This window comes from Microbacterium sp. Soil_C_42, from assembly GCF_057656735.1.
In genome coordinates this window covers 17,568-43,773 of the sequence record NZ_JBDGJU010000017.1, presented here as the reverse complement: position 1 = coordinate 43,773, position 26,206 = coordinate 17,568, and the positions used below count along the sequence as shown (strand labels likewise).

General features: G+C 70.0%; 23 protein-coding genes. 6 read left to right on the top strand and 17 right to left on the bottom strand.

Annotated features, from left to right (window positions below; translation table 11 throughout):
* The first annotated feature begins 1 nt into the window (after nt 1).
* From AC3A46_RS11810 to AC3A46_RS11795, 4 genes are read left to right on the top strand one after another with little or no spacing between them, the layout of a single operon-like run.
* Nucleotides 2-925, top strand: coding sequence for an ABC transporter ATP-binding protein (locus AC3A46_RS11810; protein WP_487665356.1), 924 nt, complete (start codon nt 2-4; stop codon nt 923-925).
* Complete coding sequence (locus AC3A46_RS11805) at nt 922-2,541, top strand: ABC transporter permease (RefSeq protein ID WP_487665355.1); 1,620 nt, start codon at nt 922-924, stop codon at nt 2,539-2,541. Before AC3A46_RS11810 ends, AC3A46_RS11805 begins: the two co-directional genes overlap by 4 nt.
* Nucleotides 2,542-2,550: 9 nt before the next feature.
* Nucleotides 2,551-3,036, top strand: coding sequence for a GbsR/MarR family transcriptional regulator (locus tag AC3A46_RS11800; protein ID WP_487665354.1), 486 nt, complete (start codon nt 2,551-2,553; stop codon nt 3,034-3,036).
* Between the two features lie 10 nt (nt 3,037-3,046).
* The gene (locus tag AC3A46_RS11795) at nt 3,047-3,577 is read left to right on the top strand and encodes a ribonuclease H family protein (protein WP_487665353.1); all 531 of its coding nucleotides are present in this window, start codon (nt 3,047-3,049) and stop codon (nt 3,575-3,577) included.
* Nucleotides 3,578-3,783: 206 nt separating this feature from the next.
* On the opposite strand, the gene AC3A46_RS11790 is transcribed toward AC3A46_RS11795, so the two are convergent.
* The 7 genes from AC3A46_RS11790 to rlmN form a co-directional block, all read right to left on the bottom strand.
* Nucleotides 3,784-4,146, bottom strand: a complete 363-nt coding sequence (locus AC3A46_RS11790; protein WP_487665352.1) for a VOC family protein — start codon at nt 4,144-4,146, stop codon at nt 3,784-3,786.
* Nucleotides 4,147-4,318: 172 nt separating this feature from the next.
* The gene (locus AC3A46_RS11785) at nt 4,319-4,798 is read right to left on the bottom strand and encodes an NUDIX hydrolase (RefSeq protein ID WP_487665351.1); all 480 of its coding nucleotides are present in this window, start codon (nt 4,796-4,798) and stop codon (nt 4,319-4,321) included.
* Nucleotides 4,799-4,801: 3 nt separating this feature from the next.
* Nucleotides 4,802-5,815, bottom strand: coding sequence for an aldo/keto reductase family protein (locus AC3A46_RS11780; RefSeq protein ID WP_487665350.1), 1,014 nt, complete (start codon nt 5,813-5,815; stop codon nt 4,802-4,804).
* 54 nt (nt 5,816-5,869) lie between these two features.
* The gene (locus AC3A46_RS11775; RefSeq protein ID WP_487665349.1) at nt 5,870-7,993 is read right to left on the bottom strand and encodes an ABC transporter ATP-binding protein; all 2,124 of its coding nucleotides are present in this window, start codon (nt 7,991-7,993) and stop codon (nt 5,870-5,872) included.
* The gene (locus AC3A46_RS11770) at nt 7,990-9,723 is read right to left on the bottom strand and encodes an ABC transporter ATP-binding protein (RefSeq protein WP_487665348.1); all 1,734 of its coding nucleotides are present in this window, start codon (nt 9,721-9,723) and stop codon (nt 7,990-7,992) included. The genes AC3A46_RS11775 and AC3A46_RS11770 overlap by 4 nt, the downstream gene beginning before the upstream one ends.
* A 241-nt stretch (nt 9,724-9,964) precedes the next feature.
* Nucleotides 9,965-11,581, bottom strand: coding sequence for a DUF4407 domain-containing protein (locus tag AC3A46_RS11765; protein WP_487665347.1), 1,617 nt, complete (start codon nt 11,579-11,581; stop codon nt 9,965-9,967).
* 502 nt (nt 11,582-12,083) lie between these two features.
* Nucleotides 12,084-13,325, bottom strand: coding sequence for a dual-specificity RNA methyltransferase RlmN (gene rlmN, locus AC3A46_RS11760; RefSeq protein ID WP_487665346.1), 1,242 nt, complete (start codon nt 13,323-13,325; stop codon nt 12,084-12,086).
* A gap of 65 nt (nt 13,326-13,390) precedes the next feature.
* Here rlmN and AC3A46_RS11755 point away from each other — a divergent pair, with 65 nt between their 5' ends.
* Together AC3A46_RS11755 and AC3A46_RS11750 are read left to right on the top strand one after the other, a co-directional pair.
* Nucleotides 13,391-14,029, top strand: coding sequence for a LysE family translocator (locus AC3A46_RS11755; protein ID WP_487665345.1), 639 nt, complete (start codon nt 13,391-13,393; stop codon nt 14,027-14,029).
* A gap of 1 nt (nt 14,030) precedes the next feature.
* Nucleotides 14,031-14,972 (top strand): HAD family hydrolase, encoded by a 942-nt coding sequence (locus AC3A46_RS11750; RefSeq protein ID WP_487665344.1) that lies wholly within the window; start codon nt 14,031-14,033, stop codon nt 14,970-14,972.
* Nucleotides 14,973-14,984: 12 nt separating this feature from the next.
* On the opposite strand, the gene AC3A46_RS11745 is transcribed toward AC3A46_RS11750, so the two are convergent.
* From AC3A46_RS11745 to AC3A46_RS11700, 10 genes are all read right to left on the bottom strand, one after another.
* Nucleotides 14,985-15,986, bottom strand: coding sequence for a LacI family DNA-binding transcriptional regulator (locus AC3A46_RS11745; protein ID WP_487665343.1), 1,002 nt, complete (start codon nt 15,984-15,986; stop codon nt 14,985-14,987).
* Nucleotides 15,987-15,988: 2 nt separating this feature from the next.
* Nucleotides 15,989-19,048: a beta-galactosidase, LacZ type gene (lacZ, locus tag AC3A46_RS11740; protein WP_487665342.1), complete on the bottom strand. Its 3,060-nt coding sequence runs from the start codon at nt 19,046-19,048 to the stop codon at nt 15,989-15,991.
* Nucleotides 19,045-19,854: a carbohydrate ABC transporter permease gene (locus AC3A46_RS11735; protein ID WP_487665341.1), complete on the bottom strand. Its 810-nt coding sequence runs from the start codon at nt 19,852-19,854 to the stop codon at nt 19,045-19,047. The genes lacZ and AC3A46_RS11735 overlap by 4 nt, the downstream gene beginning before the upstream one ends.
* Nucleotides 19,847-20,818: a carbohydrate ABC transporter permease gene (locus tag AC3A46_RS11730; protein WP_487665340.1), complete on the bottom strand. Its 972-nt coding sequence runs from the start codon at nt 20,816-20,818 to the stop codon at nt 19,847-19,849. The genes AC3A46_RS11735 and AC3A46_RS11730 overlap by 8 nt, the downstream gene beginning before the upstream one ends.
* A gap of 88 nt (nt 20,819-20,906) precedes the next feature.
* A complete protein-coding gene (locus AC3A46_RS11725) occupies nt 20,907-22,211 on the bottom strand; it encodes an ABC transporter substrate-binding protein (protein ID WP_487665339.1) in 1,305 nt (434 codons plus the stop codon).
* A 393-nt stretch (nt 22,212-22,604) separates the two neighbouring features.
* Nucleotides 22,605-22,991, bottom strand: coding sequence for a VOC family protein (locus tag AC3A46_RS11720; protein WP_487665338.1), 387 nt, complete (start codon nt 22,989-22,991; stop codon nt 22,605-22,607).
* 142 nt (nt 22,992-23,133) lie between these two features.
* Nucleotides 23,134-23,973 carry an SDR family oxidoreductase gene (locus AC3A46_RS11715; protein ID WP_487665337.1) on the bottom strand — a complete coding sequence of 280 codons (840 nt, stop codon included), beginning with the start codon at nt 23,971-23,973 and terminating at the stop codon, nt 23,134-23,136.
* Nucleotides 23,974-23,997: 24 nt separating this feature from the next.
* Nucleotides 23,998-24,774 carry an enoyl-CoA hydratase/isomerase family protein gene (locus tag AC3A46_RS11710; protein ID WP_487665336.1) on the bottom strand — a complete coding sequence of 259 codons (777 nt, stop codon included), beginning with the start codon at nt 24,772-24,774 and terminating at the stop codon, nt 23,998-24,000.
* 9 nt (nt 24,775-24,783) lie between these two features.
* A complete protein-coding gene (locus AC3A46_RS11705) occupies nt 24,784-25,545 on the bottom strand; it encodes an SDR family NAD(P)-dependent oxidoreductase (protein ID WP_487665335.1) in 762 nt (253 codons plus the stop codon).
* 120 nt (nt 25,546-25,665) lie between these two features.
* Entirely contained in the window at nt 25,666-26,181 is a 516-nt protein-coding gene (locus AC3A46_RS11700; protein ID WP_487665334.1) for a hypothetical protein, read from the bottom strand.
* Nucleotides 26,182-26,206 lie beyond the last annotated feature (25 nt).

The window sequence follows — 26,206 nt, the reverse complement described above, 5'->3', positions numbered from 1 at the left end:
CATGACCACCGTCATCCGCACGAGCGGCCTCACCAAGCACTACGGCCGCGTCCACGCCCTGGACGGACTCGACCTCGCGGTCGACGAGGGACAGGTGCACGGGTTCCTCGGACCCAACGGGGCGGGCAAGTCCACCACGATCCGGATCCTGCTGGGGCTCGCGCGCAAGACCGGCGGCGAGGCATCCGTGTTCGGTCTCCAGCCGTGGCGCGACGCCGTCAAGATCCACCGGCGGGTCGCCTACATCCCCGGCGATGTGAGCGTGTGGCCGAATCTGTCGGGCGGCGAGGCGATCGACCTCCTCGCGCGCCTGCGCGGCGCCGCGCGCCACGACAAGGCGTACGGCGACGAGAAGGCGCGTCTCATGGAGGCGTTCCAGTTCGACCCGCGCAAGAAGGGTCGCGCCTACTCGAAGGGCAACCGGCAGAAGGTCGCGCTCATCGCCGCCTTCGCCGTGCCCGCCGACCTGTACATCCTCGACGAGCCGACCAGCGGCCTGGACCCGCTGATGGACGTGATGTTCCGCCGCGAGATCGCGCGCGTCCACGCCGCGGGGGCGACCGTGCTGCTGTCGAGCCACATCCTCTCCGAGGTCGAGCAGCTGTGCGATCGCGTCTCGATCATCCGCGCCGGGCGCGTGGTCGAATCGGGCACCCTCGCCGACATGCGTCACCTCACGCGCACGGAGGTCTCGTTCGAGGGGACGGATGCTGCGCCCGTGGCCGCGCTCGCGGCGGCCCATGACACGCTGGTCGAAGACGGCCGCGTGCGCTTCACCGTCGACAGCGATCAGATCTCGGGCATGCTGCCCGAGCTCTCGCGCCTCGGGGTGGCGGGACTGCGCGTGGCGCCGCCCTCGCTCGAGGAGCTGTTCCTGCGCCACTACGGCGACGACCTCGCCGTGCTGGAGAGGAACGGCCGATGAGCCGACTGTCGACGCTGCTCGGGCACCGGCTGCGGCGGGACTGGCTGCAGCTGACGCTGTGGATCGCCGGCACCGTGGCGCTCGCGCTGGCCGGCCTCTCCGGCGCCGCTCAGACCTACGGCACGGTCGAGGAGCGCACGGCGCTGCTCGCCACCGTGATGGCCAACCCGGTGATCCTGTTGTTCCGCGGGCTGCCGTCGGGGCCGGGCGAGCAGGCGTTCATCGTCTTCCTGCTGATGCCCTTCCTCGTGATGATGGCGGCGTTCATGAGCACCTTCCTCGCGGTGCGCCACACGCGCGGCGACGAGGAGGCGGGGCGCCTCGAAATCGTCGCGGCAACGACGGCGGGCAGGACCGTGCCGACGGTCGCGACGATCGTCCACGGCGTGCTCGCCAACGTCGTTCTGGGCGTCCTCGTGGCCGCCGCCTTCCTCGCCGTCGGCTCGCCTGCCGAGGGGTCGTGGCTCGCCGGGTTCACGGCGGCGTGCGGCGGCCTGACGTACCTCGGCGTCGCGCTCCTGGCGGCACAGCTCATGCGGACCTCGCGGGGCGCGAACTCGTTCGCGGTGTGGGTGCTCGTGGTCACCTACTTCATCGCCGGGATCGGGAACGCCCTCGGCACGCCGAGCGACGACCTCACCCACATGCGCAGCTCGTGGCTGACGTGGCTCTCACCCTTCGGATGGGCCGAGAACACCCGCGCGTTCGACGAGAACCTGTGGTGGCCCGCGCTCCTCTGCCTCGCTGCGTTCGTCGTGCTGGCGGCGGTGGGACTGGCGCTCCAGACCGTGCGCGACCTCGGCGCGGGCATCGTGCCCGAGCGACGCGGGCGCGCCGCCGCGAGCGCGACCCTGTCGACGCCGACGGCGCTGGTCACGCGCCTCGCCACCGGATCGACGATCGGCTGGATGGCGGGCGCCTTCTTCGCCGGGGCCCTCTCGACCTCGCTCGGCGCGGTCGTGAACGAGATGGGGTCGGACAACCCGGCCGTCGCCGACATGCTCAAGGCGCTCTCGGCCGAGGCCGACCTCGAGCAAGCGGTCATCGTCGTCTTCTTCACCATGGTGGGGCTGCTCGCCGCGTGCGCGGGCGTGCAGACCGTCGCTCGCGCCAGGCAGGAAGAGGCGCACGGCACCGCCGAGCCGGTCCTCGCCGCCCCGGTGCAGCGCGTGCGGTGGCTCGCGGACTTCGTCGTCGTCGGATTCATCGCCATCGTCCTGACATGTGCCGCGGCGTTCGTCGGAGCGTGGGCCGGCGCCGCGGGCCTCGACAACGGCGTCGCCCTGACCGGCGACGCGTTCGTCGCGGCGTGGGGGCAGGTCATCGCCGCATCCGTGTTCCTCGTCCTGACCGCTCTCGTCTTCACGATCGCGCCGCGGTGGACGATCCCGCTCGGCTGGACCCTTGTCACCGCCGCGATCGTCTTCGGCCTCTTCGGCCCGCTCCTCGGCCTCCCGGAGTGGGTGACGAACCTGTCGCCGTTCTCGGTCGCCCCGGTGCCGAGCGGCAGCGAGGTGGATCTGCGTGGGATGTGGTGGCTCGTGCTCGCGGTCGCAGTCGGAGCGGCAGCATCCCTCACCCTCATGCGGCGGCGCGAGCTGGCCTCGGCCGGGTAGGCGACCGTGGTGGCGAACGAGCACCCCGGCGCCGAGGCGGCGGAGCAGGCCGCGGCGATGCTCACCGCCGTGGGCATGCCGCGCATGCCGGCGCGGGTCATGATGGCCCTCGCCGGCTCGCCCGACGAGGGGTACACGGCCGCCGACCTCGCCGACCGCCTCGGCGTGTCGGCGGCGGCCGTGTCGGGGGCGGTGCGCTACCTCGTCTCGATGCGGCTCATCCACCGGCTCTCGCGCCCCGGCGACCGTCGCGACCGGTACGACCTCGCCGAGGACTCGTGGTCGGGCATGATCACGGCGAACGCGCCGCTGTACGCCACCCTGGCGGCGTCGCTCGACCGCATCGCCGACGAGAACCCCGGGGCTCCCGCGTCGGCCGCGCGGGCGCACGAGATCGCGGACTTCCTCCGGTACCTCGCGGAACGGATGCCGCAGCTCTCGGCCGAGTGGCGCGCAGGCCGCGACGCGGCCGGGGAAGCGACCGCGGCCGGGTAGCCTTGCCCGAGTGACCGACGCGACCCGCTACATCGTTGCCACCGACGGAGCCTGCAAGGGCAACCCCGGACCGACGGGGTGGGCATGGGTCGGCGAGGACGGGCACTGGGCGGCCGGCGCGATCCCCTCGGGCACCAACAACGTCGGCGAGCTGATGGGTCTGCTGAAGGCCATCGAGGACCACAGCGACGTCGCGAACCTCGTGATCCAGGCCGACTCCAAGTATGCGATCGACACGTACACGAAGTGGATGGACGGCCACCGCCGCCGCGGCTGGAAGACCTCGACGGGGGCACCCACGAAGAACGTCGACATCCTCGAGCAGCTGATCGCCGCGCGCGACGCCCGTCGGGCGGCCGGCCTCCCCGATGTCGAGCTCGAGCACGTGCGGGGCCACTCCGGTCACGTGCTCAACGCGTGGGCCGACGAGCGCGCCGTGCGCGCCTCCGAGCACGCGGCGAAGGGCACGGCGAGCGCCTGGTCGTCGCTCGGCGCGCAGGACCGGATCGACGTCTCGTCCCGCCCGAAGAACGGGCGGTAACCCGGGGCGGGCGGTAGCCCGGGGCGGTCGCCGGCTGCGGCCGCGGCCCTCAACTGAGGACGCGGGCCGGGCGGTAGCCCGGGGCAGTCGCTGCCTGCGGCCGCGGTCCTCAACTGAGGACGCGGGCCGGGATGCGGAGTCGATGCGGCTCGCGGCCCCTCATCTCGGCTCTCGTCCTCGAATGAGGATGTCGATCCGGGGCGGGCTCAGCCCTCCGTCGAGCCTTCGAACAGGCCGACCACATTGCCGTCAGGGTCGCTGATGACGGCCCACCAGCTGGTCGGCGTGATCTCGCTCTTCTCGCGCAGCAGCTCGCCACCGGCGGCCTTCGCCTTCGCGACGGCATCGTCGATCGAGTCGACTTCGACGTAGGAGCGGGGCTGGGTGAAGCCGTCCTCGCGCGGGGCGAGGCCGCCGCCCGAGATCTTGTTGGGCGCCTGCCACATCGGGTACCCCTCGAACCCGGGGACCTCGGCGATCTGCCAGCCGAAGAGGTCGGAGTAGAACGCGGTCGCCTTGCCGAAGTCGCTGACCGGGATGTCGATGTGCGTGATGTCGCCGTGAGCCATGGGGTTCCTCTCTCGTTCGGGTCGAACCCGGCCAGTCTCCGCCGCGCTCCCCCGCCCCGCAAGAGACCGCGAGAGTACAGCTGGTGGACGAGAGGTGGGGAAGCACCCACCCTCTCGGCGACCAGCAGCACTCTCGCGGGACAGGGGGCCCGGGGAGGAGGCTCGGGACGGGTCAGCCGGCGGACGCGGCGTCGGCGAGATGGCGCTCGAGCGCGTCGATCGCCGGACGCTGGCCCTTCACCAGGCGGTCACGGGCACCGGCCAGATCCGTCCACTCCACACGGTCGACCTCGGGGAACCGTGCCGTCTTGCCGGAGCGCGGCGGCCACTCCAGCTCGAACTCGCCGAACTCGAGGCCGTCGAGCGAGAACCCGGTGCCGTCGGCGACGAACACCGTCACGCGCTTGCCCGACGAGTACGCGAACGTGCCGAGCTCGGCGTAGGGCGGTTCAGGCGGGTCGATGCCGAGCTCTTCGCGGAACTCGCGGCGCGCAGCATCCAGCGCGCTCTCCTCCGCCTCGGCGAACTCGCCTTTGGGGAGCGACCAGGCCCCGGCATCCTTGCTCGCCCAGAACGGCCCGCCCATGTGCGCGATGAGCACCTCGGGTTCGGGCGCGATCCGGTAGAGCAGGATGCCGGCGCTGGTGATCACGGCTCAGACGATACGGGTCTTGGGCGAGACCGTGTAGGTGTCTTCGGGGTCGCGGAACACGACGTCGCCGAGGGCGGTGTCGATCGCCGCGAGCGTGTCGGCGTCGAGCACGACGCCCGAGGCCTTGACGGTCTCGGCGAGCTGCTCGGGACGGGATGCCCCCACCAGCGCGGACGCGACGTTCTTGTTCTGCAGCACCCACGCGATCGCGAGCTGCGGCATCGACAGGCCCGCCTGCTCGGCGACGGGCTTCAGTCGCTGGACCGCTTCGAGCACTTCCTCACGGAGGAAGCCCTGGATGAAGCGGGCGCCGCTCTTGTCGTCGGTCGCGCGCGAGCCCTCGGGCACCGGCTGCCCCGGCAGGTACTTGCCCGACAGCACACCCTGGGCCATCGGCGACCACACGATCTGCGAGATGCCGAGGTCCTCGGACGCCGGCACGACCTTGCCCTCGATGACGCGCCACAGCGCCGAGTACTGCGGCTGGTTCGAGATGAGCTGCACGCCGTAGCTCTTGGCGAGTGCGTGGCCCTCGCGCAGCTGCTCGGCGGTCCATTCCGAGACGCCGATGTAGAGCGCCTTGCCCTGACGCACGACGTCGGCGAACGCCTGGAACGTCTCCTCGAGCGGCGTCTCGTAGTCGAAGCGGTGCGCCTGGTAGAGGTCGACGTAATCGGTGCAGAGGCGCTTCAGCGACCCGTTGATGGACTCGAAGATGTGCTTGCGGCTGAGGCCGGTGTCGTTCGGGCCCTGTGGGCCGGTCGGGAAGTAGACCTTCGTGAAGATCTCGAGGGATTCGCGGCGCTGCCCCGAGAGCGCCTTGCCGAGGACCTCTTCGGCGGCGGTGTTCGCATAGACGTCCGCCGTGTCGAACGTGGTGATGCCGGCGTCGAGCGCCGCGTGAACCGTAGCGATGGCGGCCGAGTCGTCGACCTGCGAGCCGTGGGTGACCCAGTTGCCGTAGGTGATCTCGCTGACCTTGAGACCGCTGTTTCCGAGGTACCGGTAATTGACCATGAGAAAACGCTACCCGCCCCGATGGGTGCATCGGGACGGGCAGCGTCGAATGGATCAGACGACCGGGGCGGTCTCGTCCTCGATGGCGTCGTCCTCAGCGTGCTCGGTGCGCTCGCCGGACTCCGCGTCGATGGACAGGGCGCGGGCCTCCTCGTCGAGATCGGCCGCGGCTTGCTCGAACTGCGAGTTGTACAGGCGGAAGTACGCGCCCTTCGCCGCGATGAGCTGGTCGTGCGTGCCCTTCTCGACGATGCCGCCGTTCTCCATCACGAGGATGAGATCGGCGTCCCGGATCGTCGACAGGCGGTGCGCGATCACGAACGAGGTGCGTCCCTCGCGGAGGGCTGCCATCGCGTGCTGCAGCAGCAGCTCGGTGCGGGTGTCGACGGAGCTCGTCGCCTCGTCGAGGATGAGCACCGAGGGCTGCGCCACGAACGCGCGCGCGATCGTGATGAGCTGCTTCTCACCCGCCGAGATGTTCGACGCGTCCTCGTCGAGGAGCGTGTCGTACCCGTCGGGCAGCGAGTGCACGAACCGGTCGACGTAGGTCGCCCGCGCGGCAGCGAGGATCTCGTCGTCGGTGGCGTCGGCCCGGCCGTAGCGGATGTTCTCGCGGATCGTGCCGGCGAACAGCCACGGGTCCTGCAGCACCATGCCGGTCTCGGCGCGGATGTCGCGGCGCGTGAGGTCGGCGATGTTCTGCCCGTTGAGGAGGATGCGACCGCCGTCGAGCTCGTAGAAGCGCATCAGCAGGTTGACGAGCGTCGTCTTGCCTGCGCCGGTCGGACCCACGATCGCGACCGTCTGGCCCGGCTCCACCCGGAACGACAGATCGTGGATGAGCGGTCGGTCAGGCGAGTAGGAGAAGGCGACGTCCTGGAACTCGATCGTGCCGTCACCCTCGACGAGTGCGGGGGCGTCGTCGGCGTCGGGCTCCTGCTCCGGCTCGTCGAGCAGTTCGAACACGCGCTCGGCCGAGGCCGTGCCCGACTGCACGACCGCCGCCATGCCGCCGAGCTCCGCCAGCGGCTGCGTGAACTGCTGCGAGTACTGGATGAACGCCTGCACGTCGCCGAGGCGCAGCTGCCCCCCGGCCACCATGAGCGCGCCGAAGACCGCGATGCCCACGTAGGTGAGGTTCCCGATGAACATCATCGCCGGCATCATGATGTTCGAGAGGAACTGCGCCTTGAACGAGGCCTGGTACAGCTCCTCGTTCTCCTCGCGGAACGCCTCGCGCGACGCCTGCTCGCGGCCGAACACCTTGACCAGGGCGTGGCCCGAGAACGACTCCTCGACACGCGCGTTGAGCCGGCCGACCTTGCGCCACTGGATGCCGAACGCCTTCTGCGAGCGCGGCCCGATGACGCCGAACAGGATGCCCATGAGCGGGAAGCTCACCAGCACCACGAGCGTCAGCTGCCACGAGATCGTCAGCATCATGATGAGCACGCCGATCACGGTCAGCACGCTCGTGAGGGCCTGCGACAGCGACTGCTGCATCATCTGCGTGATGTTGTCGATGTCGTTGGTGACTCGGGAGATCAGCTCGCCACGCTGGACGCGGTCGAAGTAGCGCAGCGGCAGGCGGTTGATCTTCGCCTCGACGTCTTCGCGCAGGCGCCACATGACGCGCACCATGATCACGTTGATGACGTAGCCCTGCAGCCACATCAGCAGCGACGACGCGAAGTACAGCGCGAGCACGATCAGCAGCACGCGACTGAGCGCCATGAAGTCGACGCCGGCGCCGGGCACGAAGTGCTCCATCGCCGAGACCATGTTGGCGAGGTCCTGCTCGCCCTGCGCCTCGAGGCCGGCGACCACCTGCTCCTTCGTGGTGCCGGCGGGCGCCATCGACGAGACGACGCCTTCGAAGAGGATGTTGGTCGCCTCGCCGAGCACCTTCGGCGAGAGCACCGCGAGCACGACGCCGATCGAGCCGAGGATCGACACGAACACGAACGCCCAGGCGTTCGGGCGCAGCAGCCCGATCAGGCGGCGGAACGCCGGCCAGAAGTGCGCGGCCTTGCCCGGGGCGACCGCGCCGCTCCAGTCGTCGGCCGCGATGCGCGCCTGCTCGCCGAGCTCGATCTCGGCCTTCTCCTCGGCGCTCAGTTCGGCCACCGCCTGGCGCACGCGCCGACGGGTCTTCTCGGTGTCCTTCTCGTCGCTCATCGCGCGACCTCCGCTCCGAGCTGGGATTCCACGATCTCGCGGTACGTCTGGCTCGTCTCGAGCAGCTGCTCGTGCGTGCCGATGCCCACGATGCCGCCGTCGTCGAGTACGACGATGCGATCGGCGTCGGTGATCGTCGAGACGCGCTGGGCGACGACGATCTTGGTGACATCGGGAAGCTCGCGCCACAGCGCCTGCCTCAGCCGCGCATCGGTGGTGAGGTCGAGCGCCGAGAACGAGTCGTCGAACACGAGGACGCGCGGCTGGTGAACGATCGCCCGCGCGATCGCGAGCCGCTGCCGCTGCCCGCCCGAGACGTTCGTGCCGCCCTGGGAGATCGGGGAGTCGAGTCCGGCCTCCATCTGGCTCACGAAATCGCTCGCCTGGGCGATCTCGAGCGCACGCCAGAGCTCGGCGTCGGTCGCGTCCTCGCGGCCGAACCGCAGGTTCGACGCGATGGTGCCCGAGAACAGGAACGGGCGCTGGGGAACGAGCCCGATCGTGCTCCACAGGGCGTCGAGGTCTGCCCGCCGCACGTCGACCCCGCCGACCTCGACGACGCCGGCGGTGGCGTCGAAGAGCCGTGGGATGAGAGAGATCAGGGTGGTCTTGCCTGCGCCCGTCGAGCCGACGATGGCGACGGTCTCGCCCGCGTCGGCGCGGAAGCTGATGCCCGACAGGATCGGGTGCTCGGCGCCCGGGTACGTGAAGGCGACGTCGCGGAATTCGACGGTGCCGGGAGCCGGGAACCGGCCGACGGCGTCGGACGGACGCTCGAGCGACGAGTGCGTGTCGAGCACCTCGCCCACGCGCTCGGCCGACACCGCGGCGCGCGGGATCATCAGGGTCATGAAGCTCGCCATCATGACGCCGGAGAGGATGATCATGGCGTACTGCATGAAGGCGAAGAGCGTGCCGATCTGGATCTCGCCGCTGTCGACCTGCATGCCGCCGAACCAGATCACGCCGATGACGGTGACGTTCAGGATCAGCATGACCGCGGGGAACAGCACTACGAACAGCGACCCGACCTTGCGGCCGACGACCATGATGTCGGTGTTGGCCTCGCGGAAGCGCTCCTCTTCGATGGGTTCGCGGACGAAGGCGCGGATGACGCGGATGCCGGTGAGCTGCTCGCGCATCACACGGTTCACGCCGTCGAGCTTGCCCTGATAGCTGCGGAACAGCGGCACCATGCGGGCGATCACGACGCCCGCGACGACGAGGAGCACCGGCACGGCGACCGCGATGATCCATGCGAGGCTGGCGGCCTGCTCGATCGCGAGCACGATGCCGCCGATCGCGAGCAGCGGCGCCGTGACGAGGAACGTCGCGCCCATCATCGCGAGCATCTGCACCTGCTGCACGTCGTTCGTGTTGCGGGTGATGAGCGAGCCGGCGCCGAAGCCGGTGACCTCGCGCTCGGAGAAGCCCGAGACGCGCTCGAAGATGTCGTCGCGGATGTCGCGGCCGAGCCTCATCGCGGCGCGCGCCGCGAAGAAGGTCGCGATGATCGACGCGACGATCTGGCCCAGAGACACGGTCAGCATGACGATGCCGGTGCGCCAGATGTAGTCGGTGTCGCCTTTGGAGACACCGTTGTCGATGATGTCGGCGTTCAAGCTGGGCAGATACAGCGAGGCGATGGCGGAGGCCGACTGGAACAGCAGCACACCGAGCAGCAGCCAGCCATACGGTTTGAGATATCGGACGAGGATCTTTGCCAGCACGAGAGTTCTCCCGGACGCGGCGGAGCCATGGCAGGGCTCCGCCTCTGCGGATCTGAGGGTGCCGACCCACCTTCGCACGGGCCGCCGACATCGCGGCAGTCTCGTTCACTGATGGCGGAACGGGGGCGTGGCCGCCTCCCATCGGCGACCCGCCGGTCACTCTAACACGATATATCGCGACACACGAGACCGCTCCCATCCCGCGGCCGCGCAGCGCCGGCAGGGACGGTGGATGCGGCGGCTACGCCTCCGCGCCCTGCGCGATGTCGGCGCGCTCGCGCCAGCTGCGCGCCGTGACGCGGTCGAGCGCCACCTGGCGGCGCAGCGCGTCGGCCTTCTCGTAGAGCGAGGGTTCGCCCCAGCTCGTGAGCACCTTCACGAGCACCGGGAGCAGCTCGATCATGAAGAACAGCCCGGCGATGAGCCAGTGCGCCCACGCGAGGATCGGCTCACGGGCCGACAGTCGCTCCAGCCCGCCGATCTGGCTCAGCAGGCCCACCGCGCCGGAGTTGCCGCTCGCGATCTCGGCGGCACGGGCGTCGTACGCGGCGAGCGCGGCCTGGTACTGCTCGCGCGCGCCGGGCAGCTCGTCCCTGGCCTGCTGCTTGTTCGTCGCCTCCGATGCGCCGGCGTCCGCCGTGCCCGCGGCCTGCGCGGCGGCGAGGTCCGCCTGGGCCGCCGTCAGCTGGGAGTTCAGGTCGTCATACGCCGCCTGGGCGGCTGCGAGCTGCGCCTCGGCGGCATCCGAGCTCGCGCCTTCGCCGGCCACGCCGCTGCATCCCTGCACCTCGCCGGCACCCTGTCCGGTCAGTTCGCACTGGTAGATCGCGCGTGCCTGGTCGATGACCTGCTGCTGCGCGGCGAGCTTCGCGGTGAGGTCGTCCACGGTCTGCTGTGCCGATGCCGTCGACGCCGACGTGGTGTCGGCGCCCGCCACGACACCGCTGGCCGCCTGGCTCTCGAGCGCCGCGACACGTTCGCTCGCGGCATCCAGCGCCTGCTTCTCGGGTCCGGAGGTGACGGCGTCCTGATCCGACTGCGCCTGGGTGATGTTCGTCGCGTTCACCTCGCGTGCGATGTCGTTGTGGAAGATCTGCAGCACGAGCGGCTCGGCCACGACGATGCCGATGACGGCGGCCATGATGACGCGGGGGATCGCGAGGGCGATCAGCCGCCCGATGCTCTGCGACGAGCGCATCGTCGAGGTGAGGAAGCGGTCGAGATTGAAGATGATGAGCGCCCACACGATCGCGAGGGGCAGCGCGCCCCAGGCCACGATCCGCACTCCCGTAGTGAGCGCGAAGTACATCGAGATCGCCGAGATCAGGGCGGTGCCCGCGATCACGAAGAACATCTGCACGAAGCGCGGCGTCTCGGTCGGCACCTCGTCGAGCACCGATCCGTCGGCGCCGCCGAGGATCGCGAGTTTGCGCCAGCCCGAGGTCCGCTCTCGACGCGGGCGCTTCGCACGCTTCGCGCGGACGGGAGGAACGGATGCTGCCGCCTCCGGCTCCTCATCGCGCGAGGCTTCCTCGGCGACGGGCTCATCCTCACGCGGCTCGTCGACGGCGCCCCACTCGCCGATGGTCGTCGTCTGCTTCGCCACGACCGGCTCGGCCACGGCGATCGGCTGCGTCGGGTTCATCGCAAGGGCGTCCTCGAGGAGGTCCTTCGTCACCGGGAACGGGTCCTCGGGACCGTCGTCGCCGGGGCGCTGGTCGGCCCCGGGCTCACCGGCCGCCTGCTGGGCGCGCACGTCGTCGAGGTACAGATCCTCGGCCTGCTCGCCGTCCGTCTCGAACTCGATCCGGCCGTCGGAGCCGAACCGGCCCGGCCGGTGTGCGGAGTAAGAAGACATCCGCACACCATAGAGCGGGCAACCTGTGGACCAGGTGTATTAGAGAAGCGTGAGATCCCGGATCCCCCGGGTCGCGGCATCCGTCATCCCGTCCTCGCCGAGCGCGAAGTCCGGACTTCGCAGGATCTGGAGGTCGGGACGCAGCGCTTCCCGGACCGTCCCCGGACGGGCACCGTGCCCCGGCGCGCGAAGTCCGGACTTCGCAGGTACTGAAGGCCGGTCAGGTGCGTTTCCTGGACCGCCCCCGGACGGGGGCCCTACCCCGGCGCGCGAAGTCCGGACTTCGCAGGTACTGAAGGCCGGTCAGGTGCGTTTCCTGGACCGCCCCTGGACGGGCACCCTACCTCGGCGCGCGAAGTCCGGACTTCGCAGGTCTCCGAAGGCCGGTCGGGTGCGTTTCCCGGACCGCCCCGGACCGCCCCGGACGGGCACCGTGCCCCGGCGCGCGAAGTCCGGACTTCGCAGGTTTCCGAAGGCCGGTCGGGTGCGTTCTCCGGACGGGTCAGTCCTCGAGCGGGGTCACCGCGGCGACCGCCTCGTCCTCTTCGGTGGCGACGAGCTGGCCGCACGCGCCGTCGATCTCCTTGCCGCGGGTGTCGCGCAGGGTCGTCGGGATGCCGGCGTCGTTGAGGCGGCGGACGAACTCGTTCTGCACGTCGACGTCGGACGCGGTCCAGATCGAGCCGGGCGTCGGGTTCAGCGGGATGGGGTTCACGTGCACCCAGCCGCGGCCACGGTCGTTGAGCTTCTTCGCCAGCAGGTCGGCGCGCCAGCCGTGGTCGTTCATGTCCTTGATGAGCGCGTACTCGATCGAGACGCGGCGGCCCGTCTTGTCGAAATAGGCGCGCGCGGCGTCGAGCGCCTCGTCGACCTTCCAGCGTGAGTTCACCGGGATGAGCTCGTCGCGCAGCTTGTCGTCGGGCGCGTGCAGCGAGAGGGCGAACGTCACGGGGATGTCCTCGGCGGCGAGCTTCGTGATCGCGGGCACGAGGCCGACCGTCGAGACGGTGATGCCGCGAGCGCTCATGCCGAGGCCGTGCTGCTTGTCGGTCATGACGCGGACGGCCTGCATCACGCGGGCGTAGTTCGCGAGCGGCTCACCCATGCCCATGAAGACGATGTTCGACACCCGGTCGGCGGAGTGGTCGTCCTTCTTCTTGCCGCCGAGGCCGCCGTCGGCGATGAGGCGGTTGGCGCGCACGACCTGCTCGACGATCTCGGCCGCCGACATGTTGCGCGTGAGGCCGGCCTGGCCGGTCGCGCAGAACGGGCAGTTCATGCCGCAGCCGGCCTGCGAAGAGACGCACAGCGTGATGCGGCCGGGGTAGCGCATGAGCACGGACTCGACGAGCGCGCCGTCGTGCAGCTTCCACAGGAACTTGATCGTGTCGCCGCGGTCGGTCTCGAGCCTGCGCACCTCGGTGAGGAGAGCCGGCAGCATGCCGTGCACGAACTCCTCGCGGCCCTCGGCGGGGAGGTCCGTCATGTCGGCGGGATTGTGGGTCCAGTGCTGGAAGTAGTGCTTCTCGAGCTGCTTCGCCCGGAAGCCGGGGAGTCCGAGCTCCTTGACCTTCTCGACGCGCTGCTCTGGGGTGAAGTCGGCCATGTGCACGGGCGGCTTGCCGCGCTTCGGACTCGCGAACTGCAGGAGGGGCCGGCCCTCGGCATCCTTCTTCTGCGTCCATCCCTCGGTCGCCGGACGCACCTGCCTCGGTTTTGTCGTGCGCACAGGGGATTCGGTCATGCGTCCAGGGTACGCGGACACGCCTGGACGGTGGCCGATCCCCGCGCCCGGACTAGGCTCGGCCTGTGGTGCCCGCCCCGAACCTTCTCGCCTTCACGCTCGCCGCCCTCGTCCTGATCGTGATCCCAGGCCCGAGCGTGCTCTTCACGATCGGGCGCGCGCTCGCCCTCGGCCGCATCGGCGGGCTGCTCAGCGTGCTCGGCAACGCACTCGGCCTGCTGCCGATCATCGGCCTCGTCGCGATCGGCGTCGGCGGCATCGTCGCGCAGTCGGTCGTGCTCTTCACGATCGTCAAGGTCGCCGGCGCGCTCTACCTCATGTACCTCGGCGTGCAGGCGATCCGCCACCGTCATCGCGCCGCCGCGGAGGCGAACGGCGGCGCACCGCCGCGCTCGGCCTGGCGCCAGCTCGGCGAGGGGTTCGTCGTCGGCATCACCAACCCCAAGACGATCGCGTTCTTCGTCGCGGTGCTCCCCCAGTTCGTCGATCTGAACGCCGGCATGGTTCCGCTCCAGATGATCGAGCTCGGACTCGTGTTCTTCGTCATCGCCCTCATCTCCGACGGCATCTGGGCGCTCATCGCTGCCGGTGCGCGCGAATGGTTCGGGCGCTCCCCGAAGCGCATCTCCACCCTGTCGGCCACCGGAGGCGGCCTCATGATCGGCCTCGGCGGCATCCTCCTCTTCAGCGGGAACAAGCACTGACATGACGACGGTCCCCACGCCCCCTCCAGACGCCGCTGGCGCGTCGCCCGGAGCCTCCGGGCGCGTGGGCCCAGCTGCGACCCCGCCCCCTGCCGACTGCCGGCGGATCATCTTCCTCGATGTCGACGGAACCCTCCTCGAGCACGGCTCGCACGTGTCGCCGTCGACCGGCCCGGCCATCCGCGCGGTGCGCGAGGCCGGGCACCTGGTGTACCTGAGCACCGGCCGGTCGGCCTCCGACATCCATCCGGATGTCGCCGCGATCGGCTTCGACGGCGCGGTCACCAACTCGGGCGCGCTGGTCGTGTCGGGCGGAGACGTGGTGGTCGACCGCCCGCTGTCGCCCGCCGCGACGGACCGCATGCTCACGGCGCTGCGGAGTCGAGGCATCCGCTACTTCCTGCAGACCCGCGATGCGGTCTACGCGTCGGACGACATGGCCGAGCTGATGCGGGACTACGCTGCGGCGCTCGAGGCGCGTGAGGCGGCGGGTCGGCAGGTGCGGCCCGAGGACTCCCTGGTCGGTCTCGCGCAGCGCACGTTCCCCGGCGTCGATGAAGCGGACCTCACCCGCATCGACAAGGCCGTCTTCGTGAGCGACCACCCCGAAGGTCTCGACGAGCTGCGGGAGGACCTCGGCGACGAATTCCTGATCGTGCCGGGGAGCATGCCGCTGCCGGGCGGCTCGAACGGCGAGATCAGCGAGCGCGACACGACCAAGGGATCGGCGATCGAGCTGCTGCTGGCGCACCTGGGCATGGACGCCACCGACGCGATCGCGGTGGGCGACAGCTGGAACGACATCGAGATGTTCCAGGTGTGCGGCGTCGCGGTGGCGATGGGCAACGCCCAGCCCGAGCTCAAGGAGCTCGCCGACTTCGTCACGACCGACGTGCTCGACGACGGGATCGCGAACGCGTTCCGCCGCCTCGGCCTGATCTGAGCCCCGGGCCCCTCAGCCCGCGGGTGCGGCGGTCGATGCGCGCAGCACCAGCTGCGTCGCCAGCTGCACCTGCTCAGGCGGCGCGCCGCGCTCCATCTCGAGCGCGACGCGAAGCGACTCGCGGCCGAGCAGACCCCAGTCCTGACGCACGGTCGTGAGTGGCGGGGCGAACATCTCGGCCTCGTCGATGTCGTCGAATCCGAGGACCGACACGTCCTGCGGAATCCGCAGGCCGGCCTCGATGATCGCACGGTAGGCGCCCAGCGCCATCTGGTCGTTCGCCGCGAAGACGGCGGTGGGTCGCTCCTCGGCGAGCAGCTGCCGCATCGCGCGGTAACCCGATCCGGGGCTCCAGTCCCCGGGCCTGGCCGCCGGAAGCACACGACCGCGCTCGGCGAGCACGGCGCGCCAGGCGTCGAGCCGCGACGCCGCGGAGAACGAGCCGGGCGGGCCGGTGATGTGGTGCACCGTCTGGTGGCCGAGATCGAGCAGGTACCCCACCGCCTGGCGCGCGCCGACGTCCTGATCGAAGTCGACGGTGGCGACGCCGTCGACGAGCGGCGGGCCGAGGATCACCGCCGGCACCCCCTCCGGAAGCTGGAGCGCCTCGTCGATGCCGAACGGGGCGGGGAGGATGACGATCAGCACGTCGACGGCCATCTCCCCCAGTCGCGTGAAGGCCCCGTTGGCCGCCTGCCCGGAGGACGCGGCCAACGGCATGAGCGTCGTCGCGTAGCCGCTCTCGGCGGCCCGCTCGGAGATCTCCTCGAGCGAGCGGTGGGTGCCCACGGAATGCAGGCTGTGGTACACGACACCGACCGTGCGGAACGACCCGCGCCGGATGGCGCGGGCCGCCGCATTGGGGCGGTAGCCCAGCTCACGCATCTTGGCGAGGACGAGCTCGCGCTTCTCGGGCGCCACGTTCGGCTCGCCGTTCGCGACGCGGGAGACCGTCTGCACGGATACGCCGACGGCCTGCGCCACGTCACGCAGCGAGGTGCGGCGCTCCTGCACTCTCAGACCCCTTGGAAGGCGAAGTCGAACACGAGGGCTCCGCTGGTCGGCAGGTGGTACTTCGCGAGCGTGCGCGCACCCCACGTGTCATCGCCGCCCACGCCGCGCCGCATGAGCGCCGGCCGCAGCACGGTGCGGTGGATCGGCGGCAGCTCGGTCTGGTGCAGGGCGTTCTCCACTTCGTCCGGCGTCCACGGCAGCGCCGAGAACTCCATGCCCCCGGCGGACTCGACGCGCAGACCCGCTCCCCTGCCGTCGGTGACCTCGGCCCACCGCACGCCGGTGCGGCTTCCCGCCTCCTGCGGACGCAGATAGGGGGTGAGCTCCGTCGTCACGTCGCGATCGTACACGCCCAGGCGTGCCCCGCCGCGGCGGTCGACGTAGCACTCCTCGGGCCCGTCGCCGTACCACCGCAGCCGGCGGAACTCCGGCAGCGTGGCGAGCAGCATCCCGAACTCGGGCAGGCTCGGCAGGCCCTCGACCAGGTGCAGCGTCTGCGTCACCTCGACGCGGCCAGAACCGTCGACGCGGTATGTCACGTCGCACGTCGTGGCCGGCCGCGTCGGCAGCTCGTATTCGTACGTCACCGTCACCGCGGCGGCGTCCTGCTCGACCCGCGTGCGGGTCAGCGGGTCGCGCACGCGCCCGTAGCGGCTGGCGAGCAGCCACTGGCCGTCCTCGAAGGGCGCCTCCCACCCGCGCTCGTTCGAGGTCGGCGCGTGCCAGAAGTGCGGCCGCGGCATCCCCTTGAGCAGCTCCCGCCCGCCGTCCGACGTCATGCCGAACCGATAGGAGGTGAGCCCGCCGTACAGCGTCGAGAACAGGGTGCTGAAGCCGGCACCGCGCACCCCGATGTTGTGCGCGCCGCGGATGAGCTCGGGCGCCGGCGCGGCGACCCGCGCAGGCGGCTCGCCGACCTGGACGACCCGCTGCTCGTACGCGACCTCGTGTCCTTCCGTGGCCCACGCCGTCGCCGCCCGCAGGCGGAACGACACGTCGATCGCGTACTCCCCGGGCGCGGCGGGGACCGCGATGGGGAGGGCGACGCGACCGGTGTCGCCGGCGGCGATGTCGGTCTCGACGTCTTCGCGGCGCAGCATCCGTCCCTCGCGCGAGAGCGTCACGACGCAGCGGTACGCGGCGCTGGACGTCGAGAGCAGACGGTTGTGCACCGTGAAGCCGTCGTCGTCGATGCGGATCTTGAAGCCCTGGTAGAGGTACGCGACCTCCTGGAGCTTCGGCGTCGGCGAGTGGTCGGTGAAGAAGATGCCGTTGCCGCAGAACTCGGCGTCGTTCGGGGAGTCGCCGAAGTCGCCGCCGTAGCCGTAGTACTCCCTGCCGTACCGGTCGGTCAGGGCGATCGCCTGGTCGGCGAAGTCCCAGATGAACCCGCCCTGGAACAGCGGCTCGCGGTAGGCCAGCTCGATGTACTCGTCGACGGCGCCGAACGAGTTGCCCATGGCGTGGGCGTACTCGCACAGGATGAACGGCTTGTCCCTGCGGTGACGCAGGTACTCCTCCACCTCCGCGGCGGGGGTGTACATCTGGCTCGCGACGTCGGTCGTCTCCTCGTAGCGCGGGTCCCAGAACACGCCCTCGTAGTGCACCGGGCGGCTGTCGACCTCGCGGAACCACGCGGCGACGTCGCGCAGGTTCGTGCCGCCGAACGACTCGTTCCCGCACGACCACATCACGACGCTCGGGTGGTTCTTGTCGCGCTCGAACATGCTCGCCGCGCGATCCATCAGCGCCGGCCGCCACTCGGGGCGATCGCCGGGGACGGCGTCTTCGACCGGCGCGCCGAGCTTGCGGATGCGGTCCCAGACGCCGTGGCTCTCGAGGTTCATCTCGTCGATGACCATGAGCCCGTGCCGGTCCGCGAGCTCGTAGAACACCGTGCTGTTCGGATAGTGGCTGGTGCGCACGGCGTTCACGCCGACGGCCTTGAGGGCGAGGAGGTCGGCCTCGATCTCGCCCGCGGTCTGCACGCGCCCGGCGAGACCGAACTCGTGCCGGTTCACCCCGAAGAAGACCACACGCCGCCCGTTGAGCTTCAGCAGCCCGTCCTCGATCGCGAAGCGCCGCACGCCGACGCGCTGCACGATGACCTCGGTCACCTCGCCCGCGGCGTCTCGCACCTCGATCTCGGCCTCGTACAGCCACGGGTCCTCGGGGCTCCACAGCCGAGGATCCTCGAGACGGATGCCGAAGCCGCCGTCGCCGTGGGCCTCGAGTGGTCCGACCCCGGCCAGGCGGGCCGCGACGCTCCCCTCGCCGCGCAGATCGACGCGCAGGGCGATGTCGGCGGACCCGGCGTCGGGGGCGAGGTCGACGTCGATCCGGAGGTCTTCGACGTGCGCACGGGGACGCCGATACAGGACGACGTCGCGGAACAGGCCGGAGAACCGGAAGAAGTCCTGGTCCTCGAGCCACGAGCCGCTGGAGAACTTGAACACCTGCGCGGCGAGCTTGTTCTCCCCCTCGACCAGCGCGTCGGTCACGTCGAACTCCGACGGCGTGAAGCTGTCGGTGGCGTATCCGAGGTAGCGCCCGTTGAGCCAGACCGCGATCGCGCTCTCGGCACCCAGGAAGCTGATGCTCACGGTCTCGCCGTCCTCGACGGGCCGGTCGAGCACGAAGCTCCGCACGTAGGAGGCGACGGGGTTGTAGCGCTCGGGCACCTCGCCCGGGTCGATCTGCTCGACGCCGTCCCAGGGGTACTGGACGTTGACGTACTGCGGGCGGTCGTAGCCGTGCAGCTGGATGTGCGCGGGGACCGGGATGTCGTCCCAGCTCTCGCAGTCGTGCTCCGGGTGGAAGAAGCCGGCCGGGGCGGCGGCGGGGTTCTTCGCGTAGTGGATCTTCCAGCGGCCGCTGAGCGACTGCTCGTAGCCGCTGTCGCCGTCCGCCGCCTCGGCCGCCGACCGGAACCAGCGGTGGTCCGAGTGGGCGGGGCGGCGATTCTCCTGGACGAACCGGGGATCCGCGATCCGCGTGGCGTCGAACATCACGCCCTCCTCTTCCGTGCTCTCGATGCGGATGCCGATGGAGTCGAGGGTCACTTGACCGCCCCCGTGATGCCCTGCGCGAACTGCCGCTGCAGCAGGAGGAACACGATCATCGTCGGCAGCGACGACAGCAGCACGGCGAGCATCAGCACGCCGTAGTCGGTGACGTACCCGGCGCTGATGTTCGCGGTGAGCATCGGCATCGTCAGCACGCTGTTGTTGACGAGGATCACCTTCGGCCACAGGAAGTTGTTCCACGCCATCATGAACGTGATGACGGCGGCGGCCGCGAAGGTCGACTTCATCGTGGGGACGTAGATCCGCGCGAAGATCGACAGCTCGCTCAGCCCGTCGATGCGCGCCGCCTCGATGATCTCGTGCGGGAACGACCGGGACGCCTGCCGGAACAGCAGGATGAGGAACGGCGTCGAGATCATGGGGATGACGACGGCCCACAGCGAGTTGACCATCCCGACGCGCGCGAACAGCTGGAAGAGCGGGATCATCGTCGCGGCGAACGGGATCATCATCGCGAGCAGCAGGATCGCCATGACGACGTCCTTGCCCTTGGAGTGATAGACCTCGAAGCCGTAGCCGGCGATGGAGCACACCGTCAGCGCGAGGATCGTCGTGCCCACCGCGATGAGGAACGAGTTCGTCATCGCGCCTACGACGTCCTGCGTCGAGAAGAGGGCCGCGATGTTCTCGAAGAGGGCGGTGCCCGGCAGCATCCGTGACGACAGCACGTCCTTGCTGGTGTTCGTGGCAGAGACGGCCATGAAGTAGAGCGGGAAGACCGAGAACAGGGCCCAGATCGCCAGCAGGGCGTATCCGGGAAGACTGCGGAGCTTGTTAATCACGCTTGTCACCGACCTTCATCTGGATGAACGAGAGGATGGCGACGAGCATGAGGATCACGTACGAGATCGCCGCGGCATAGCCGAAGTTGGGGTTCTTCTGGAACGACACCTCGTAGAGGTAGTGCGCCATCGACATGGTCTGGTGGGCGGGGCCGCCCTGGGTCAGCGCCCATGACTCGTCGAACATCTGCAGGGTGCCGTTGATCGACAGGATCGCCGTGAGCACGATCATGGGCTTGAGCTGCGGCACGGTGACGTACCAGAACGTCTGGAACGCGTTCGCCCCGTCCATGCGGGCAGCCTCGATGCTGGACTGGTCGATGTTCTGCAGGGCTGCGAGGTAGAAGACCATGTTGTAGCCGGTCCAGCGCCAGAGCAGGCCCAGGATGATGACGAACCGGGCGGTCTCGGGCTGGCCGAGCCAGTTGATCGGGCCGCCGATGGCGCCGATCGACATGAGCAGGTCGTTGACGAAGCCGTCATTGGCGAAGAGCGTGCGGAACACCAGCGAGTACGACACCAGCGACACGGCGCAGGGCAGGAAGATCGCGGTCCGCCACACCGCCTTGAACCGGAGCTTGGGGTTGTTGAGCAGGTTCGCCAGCACCAGTGCCAGCGCCAGCATGATGGGCACCTGGATGATCAGGTAGATGAACGTGTTCGTCAGCGTGAGGCGGAAGACGTCGTCGTTCAGCAGGCGCTCGTAGTTGTACCAGAGCGGGTCGGCGAACTCGAGGCGCGTGCCGCGTCCGGTCTGCAGCGACAGGACGAAGGCCTGCGCCATCGGGATGAAGCTCATGAAGAGGATGAGCAGGGCGGCGGGGAGCAGGAACCCCCATCCGGTGAGGCTGCGGCGGCGGGCGTTGTTGAGCCACGGCTTGCGGTCGCCGATGTAGTTGTTCAGCGGCGGCGGCTGATTGCGCCTGCTCGCATTCTTGGTGCGCGTCTTCACGTCGGAGGCCACGGCGTCGTCTCTTTTCCTTGGGCGGTCAGGGCCACGGTTCCGGTCCGGCGGGGCGGGGTTCGCCGCCCCGCCGGACCGTCTCGCGTGGTTACTCCATCGCGAACTCGACGTTGGCCTGCGCCTCTTCGAGCGCGGTCGTCATGTCGGTGCCGCCCATGATCTGCGTCATGGCCGTGCTCACCGCGTCGCGTGCCTCGTAGTAGTACGCACCCGTGTTGTTCGACGGGACCTCCGGGCCGAACTTCACGACGTCGGCGAAGATCGGCTGACCGCCGAAGAACGCGATCGGCTCGTTGTAGACGTCGCTGTCACCGGCCGGGATCCAGTTCGCGACCGCGCCGGCCTTCGGCAGGATCGTGTCGTACAGGTCGGTCGAGCCGGCGAAGGTCGCGCCGAGGAAGTCCGACGCGAGCTCGACGTCGGCCGTCGACGAGATCGCCCAGGACGATCCGCCGTTCGCGGAGTAGTTCGTCGCCCCCGACACCGAGTCGAGCTTGGGGAGGTTCGTGACGCCCCACTTGCCGTCCTGGTCCTCGGCGGTCTGGATCGAGCCGACGATCCACACGCCGTTGATCGTGCCGCCGACGGTTCCGTTCACGAGCGTGCCGATGTACTCGTCCCACGAGTTGACCTCGACGAGCACGCCCGCCTCGACGAGCTGCGTGTACGTGTCGATGGCCGCTTCGAGCGCGGCGTTGTCGACGATGGTGGGGTTGCCCTCGTCGTCGAACAGGCTGGCGCCGGCGGACTGCAGCATCATCATCGGGATGTCGGCGGAGCCGGCCTGGCCCGACAGCAGCGGCTGCCCCGTCTTGGCGAGCACGTCCTTGCCGATCGTGAGGTACTCGTCCCACGTGATGTCGGTGAAGTCGTCGACGGTGTAGCCCGCCTCCTGGAGCACGTCGGTGCGCAGCGCCGTGATCGCGGTGCCGGCGTCGAAGGGCACGCCGTAGTTGATGTCATCGATCGTGGAGTAGTCGACGACCGACTGCGGGAACTCCGAGAAGTCGATGTCGGAGTCGCTGAAGTCCGAGAACAGGTCGGGGTAGTTGATCCCGTTCTTCTGGAACGCGTTGTTCTGCATCAGGAAGATGTCGGGCAGCTCGTCGAACGCCTGCGACTGCGCGATCGTCGTGAGCTTGGTCTGGAGGTCGTCCCACGGCACCTCGACGATGTCGAGTGCGAAGTCGGGGTGATCCTTCTGGTAGACCTTCTCGGCCTCCTCCATCGCGTAGATGTTGAAGGCGGGGTCCCAGGTCCAGACGGTGAGCGTCTCGTCCCCGTCTCCCTCGCCGGAGCCGCCGCCCGACCCCCCGCTGCAGGAGGTCAGGGTCAGAGCGAGGGGAACGGCGAGCACGAGGGCTCCCGCGGTCAGCTTGGTGAAGCGCTTCATGGGATTGCAGATCCTTCCATGGATTCCGTGACGCCGAAGCGGTGCCCCGGCGGCGAGACGCGCTGCACATGGTGCCGTGCAGAGCGTGGGGCGGATCAGTCGTCGGCGCGTCGGAACGCGCGTCGGAACGAACAGAGACACATCCGGAAGTACCGCGGCGATGCGGCGTCGCATCGTTGTGCTCTCCGGTGAGCAGGCCGTCCTCTGATTCCGAACGAAAGCTAACACTGGTAACGTCACCACGCCAGTGTTTCAGCGGATTTTTACTTTTTGAGAATCATCCTCGCCAACGCCGTCGCGCAAGGTCGCCGACGGCGCCTTCGGCGTGCGTGCGGAAGGCGCGGAGGGGGGCGGATGCTGCGGCGCCGGCGTCGCGGCCGCGCGCGGCGTGCCTCAGCCCTCGGCCGCGGGGGCCTCTGCGCCGAGGTTGACGAGGTTGCCGGCGGGGTCGCGCACCTGCGCGACGCGCTCGCCCCACGGCATGTCCTCCGGCGGCTGGATCGGGTGACCGCCGGCGCGCACCCACGCCCTGAATGCGCGGTCGACGTCGTCGACGTAGAACCACAGTGCGACCCTCTCGCCGCCGCCGGGCGGCAGAGCGTCCTCGTCGCGGCCGATCCCGAGCGGGACCCCGTCGATCTTCAGCGACACGTACGCGTCGGCGCCGTTCTCGTCGGCGAACCGGTAGTCGACGACCCCGCCGAGCGCGCGCTCGTAGAAGCTCACGAGCTCGGGGAGCTCGCGTGCCAGCAGGATCGGGAACAGGCTCCGCACCGCCATGGCCCCACGCTACGCCGCCGCGATCGCGCGAGACAGGGGATCCCCGCCGAGACCGACGACGACGGCCCCGGCCTCGCGGCGAATCCTCGGCCTCGGCGAGACCTCGGATCCGCCGGCGACGTCAGCTCAGGAGCCGGCGACGTCAGTTCAGGAAGATGTCGGGGAACAGCGCCTCGTCGGGGGTGCCGGGAACCGCGGCGTACCCGGAGAAGTCGGTGACGCCGGAGGCCTCGAGCACGTCCTCGACGATGAGCGTCTGCCCGGTGTACGCGCGCGAGGGCCGGGTGAACACCTCGTACGCCGCGTCGGCGTAGATCTCGGGGGTGCGGCTGACCTTCATCATGCGGTCGCCGCCCAGCGCGAACTGCACCGCGGCGGTCGCGATCGTCGTGCGCGGCCACAGCGTGTTCGCGGCGATCCCCGCCTCGGCGAACTCCGCGGCCATCCCCAGCGTGACCATCGTCATGCCGTACTTCGCCAGGGTGTATCCGGTGTGCCCGCCGAGCCACTTCGGCGACAGGTTGAGCGGCGGCGAGAGCGAGAGGATGTGCGGGTTCGCGGCATCCTTCAGAATCGGCACCGCTGCCCGCGAGAGCATGAACGTGCCGCGCACGTTGACGTCCTGCATGAGGTCGTACTTCTTGGCGTCGAGGTCGAGCGAGCGCGACAGGTCGATGACCGAGGCGTTGTTCACGACGATGTCGATGCCGCCGAACTCGCCCTGCGTCTTGAGCACGGCCTCGGTCACGTCGTCGTCGTTGCGCACGTCGCCGACGATCGGCAGTGCGTTGCCGCCGGCCGCGCGGATCTCTTCCGCGGCCGAGTGCACGGTGCCTTCGAGCTTGGGGTGGGGCGTGTCGGTCTTGGCCAGCAGGGCGATGTTGGCACCGTCGCGCGCCGCGCGCAGCGCGATCGCGAGGCCGATGCCGCGGCTGCCGCCCGACATCAGGATCGTCTTGCCGGCGAGGGGCTTGTCGCTCATCTCAGGATCTCCTCGGTCAGGAAGTCAGGAACGGGATTTGGCGGATGCTGCGGCGAAGGCCGCGACCCGCGCCTTGGCCTCGCCGGTGTCGAAGCGGGCGCCGATGGATCGGGCTTCGTCGTCGAGGTTCTCGGCGAACGAGCGCCCGGCTCCGGTGCGGACGAGGCGCTTGGCCTGCCCGAAGGCACCGGTGGCGTTGTCGAGCCAGAACCGGGCCACCGCCTCGGCGCGCGAAGCGACATCGGCGGCCGGGACGACCTCGGTCACGAGGCCCCAGTCGAGGGCGGTCGGGGCGTCGATGGTGAGGTCCTGCAGCAGGAGCTGCAGCGCTCGCCGCTGCCCGACCGCGGCGGGCAGCAGCGTCGAGACGCCGAGGTCGGGGGTGAGCCCGATGTTGGCGTACTTGCTCACGAACTTCGCGTGCTCCGACGCGACGATGTAGTCGGCGGCGAGCATCAGCCCCAGTCCGCCGCCCGCGACCGCGCCCTGGACGGCCGCGACGATGGGCTTGTCGGACTCGACGAACGTGCGGATGCCGTCGTGGATCGTGTGGGCCGCACCGGTCACGTCGGCGCCGGAGGCCCCCGACGTCGCCATCTCGAGGACGTCGCCGCCGGCGCAGAAGGCCGGGCCCGCAGCATCCAGGATGATGGCCCCCACCGACGCGTCGGAGGTGAGCTCGTGCGCGACGTCGCGCCAGCGGGCGCCCATCTCGAAGCCCATCGCGTTGAGGAACGCCGGCCGGTTGAAGGTCACGCGCGCGAGGGCGCCGTCGCGTGTGACGAGGATCGAGTCGCTCATGCGGTCTCCTTACTTCGGGGCCATGCGGATGGCGCCGTCGAGGCGGATGGTCTCTGCGTTGAGGTAGCCGTTGTCGACGATCGACATCACCAGGCGCGCGTACTCGTCGGGCTTGCCGAGGCGCTGCGGGTACGGCACCTGCTCGCCGAGGGAGTCCTGCGCCGCCTGCGGCAGGCCCATCAGCATGGGGGTCTCCATGATGCCGGGCGCGATCGTCACGACGCGGATGCCGTAGCGCGCGAGCTCGCGCGCGATCGGCAGGGTCATGGCGTGCACGCCGCCCTTCGATGCCGAGTACGCGGGCTGGCCGATCTGGCCGTCGAACGCGGCGACGCTGGCCGTGTTGACGATGACGCCCCTCTCGCCGTCGGCCGTGGGCTCGGTCTTCGCGATGACGGCGGAAGCCTGCGAGATGACGTTGTACGTGCCGATGAGGTTCACGCGGATGATCCGCTCGAACCCGTCCAGCGGCGACGGGTTGCCCTCGCGATCGAGCACCTTGGCGGGCGGCGCGATCCCGGCGCAGTTCACGACGACGCGGAGGGGACCGGATGCTGCGGCCGTGGCGACAGCGGCCGCCACCTGTTCCGGGCTCGTGACGTCGGCCGGCGCGAACGATCCTCCGAGCTCTGCGGCGATGTCGGCGCCCGCCGAGGTCGGCAGGTCGACGATCGTGACGGTCGCGCCCGCGGCGGTGAGACGCCGGGCCGTGGCGAGGCCGAGTCCGCTCGCGCCACCGGTGACGAGTGCGGCGGTGCCCGTGAGGTCCATGGATTCTCCTTCGAAGTCCGGATTCTGCGGAACCGCGTATCAGCATACGCGGGACTCAGTCCCATCGCTCATCCGCCGGCGACGCGACGGGACCAGGCTAACGGGCGGTCGTGGAGACCGTCACGGTCCGATCTGCGGGCCGATGCGCGTGAGGGCCGAGATGCGATCGATCAGCTCGGCGGGCCGCGCCAGCAGCAGCCGCGCCTCGCCCCGCGCGGTCAGGTACTCCACGAGCCGCGTCGTCGCCTGCGCGTCCCCGCGACGGTAGCCCGAGAGGTAGTGCTGAGTAGCGCGCCATTCCAGCCGCTCCCCGTCGAGCGTCGTGATCACGACGAGGAAGGTGGGGGTCTCGGCCGCCTCGCCGGCCTCGAGCCCGCCGGCCACGCCGCCGAGCAGCGCCGCCGCCATGTCGGACATCGCGGGGTACGGCCACCAGGTCGCCGGCGGATCCACCGTGACCGTATGCACCTGGGACCACGGCACGAACTGCGACCGCGGATCGCCGATGTGGCGCGAGAGCCCGTCGGGCGACAGCCGCACGTGCCGCGCCGTGGTGTCCCCGATCGCGACCGCGGGCTCCGCGCCCTCGAGCGCCGTGAGTGGTCCTCGGCGGCGGGTCGCGCGCGTGGTGGGCATGCCCCCATCCCACCATGCCGGTGGC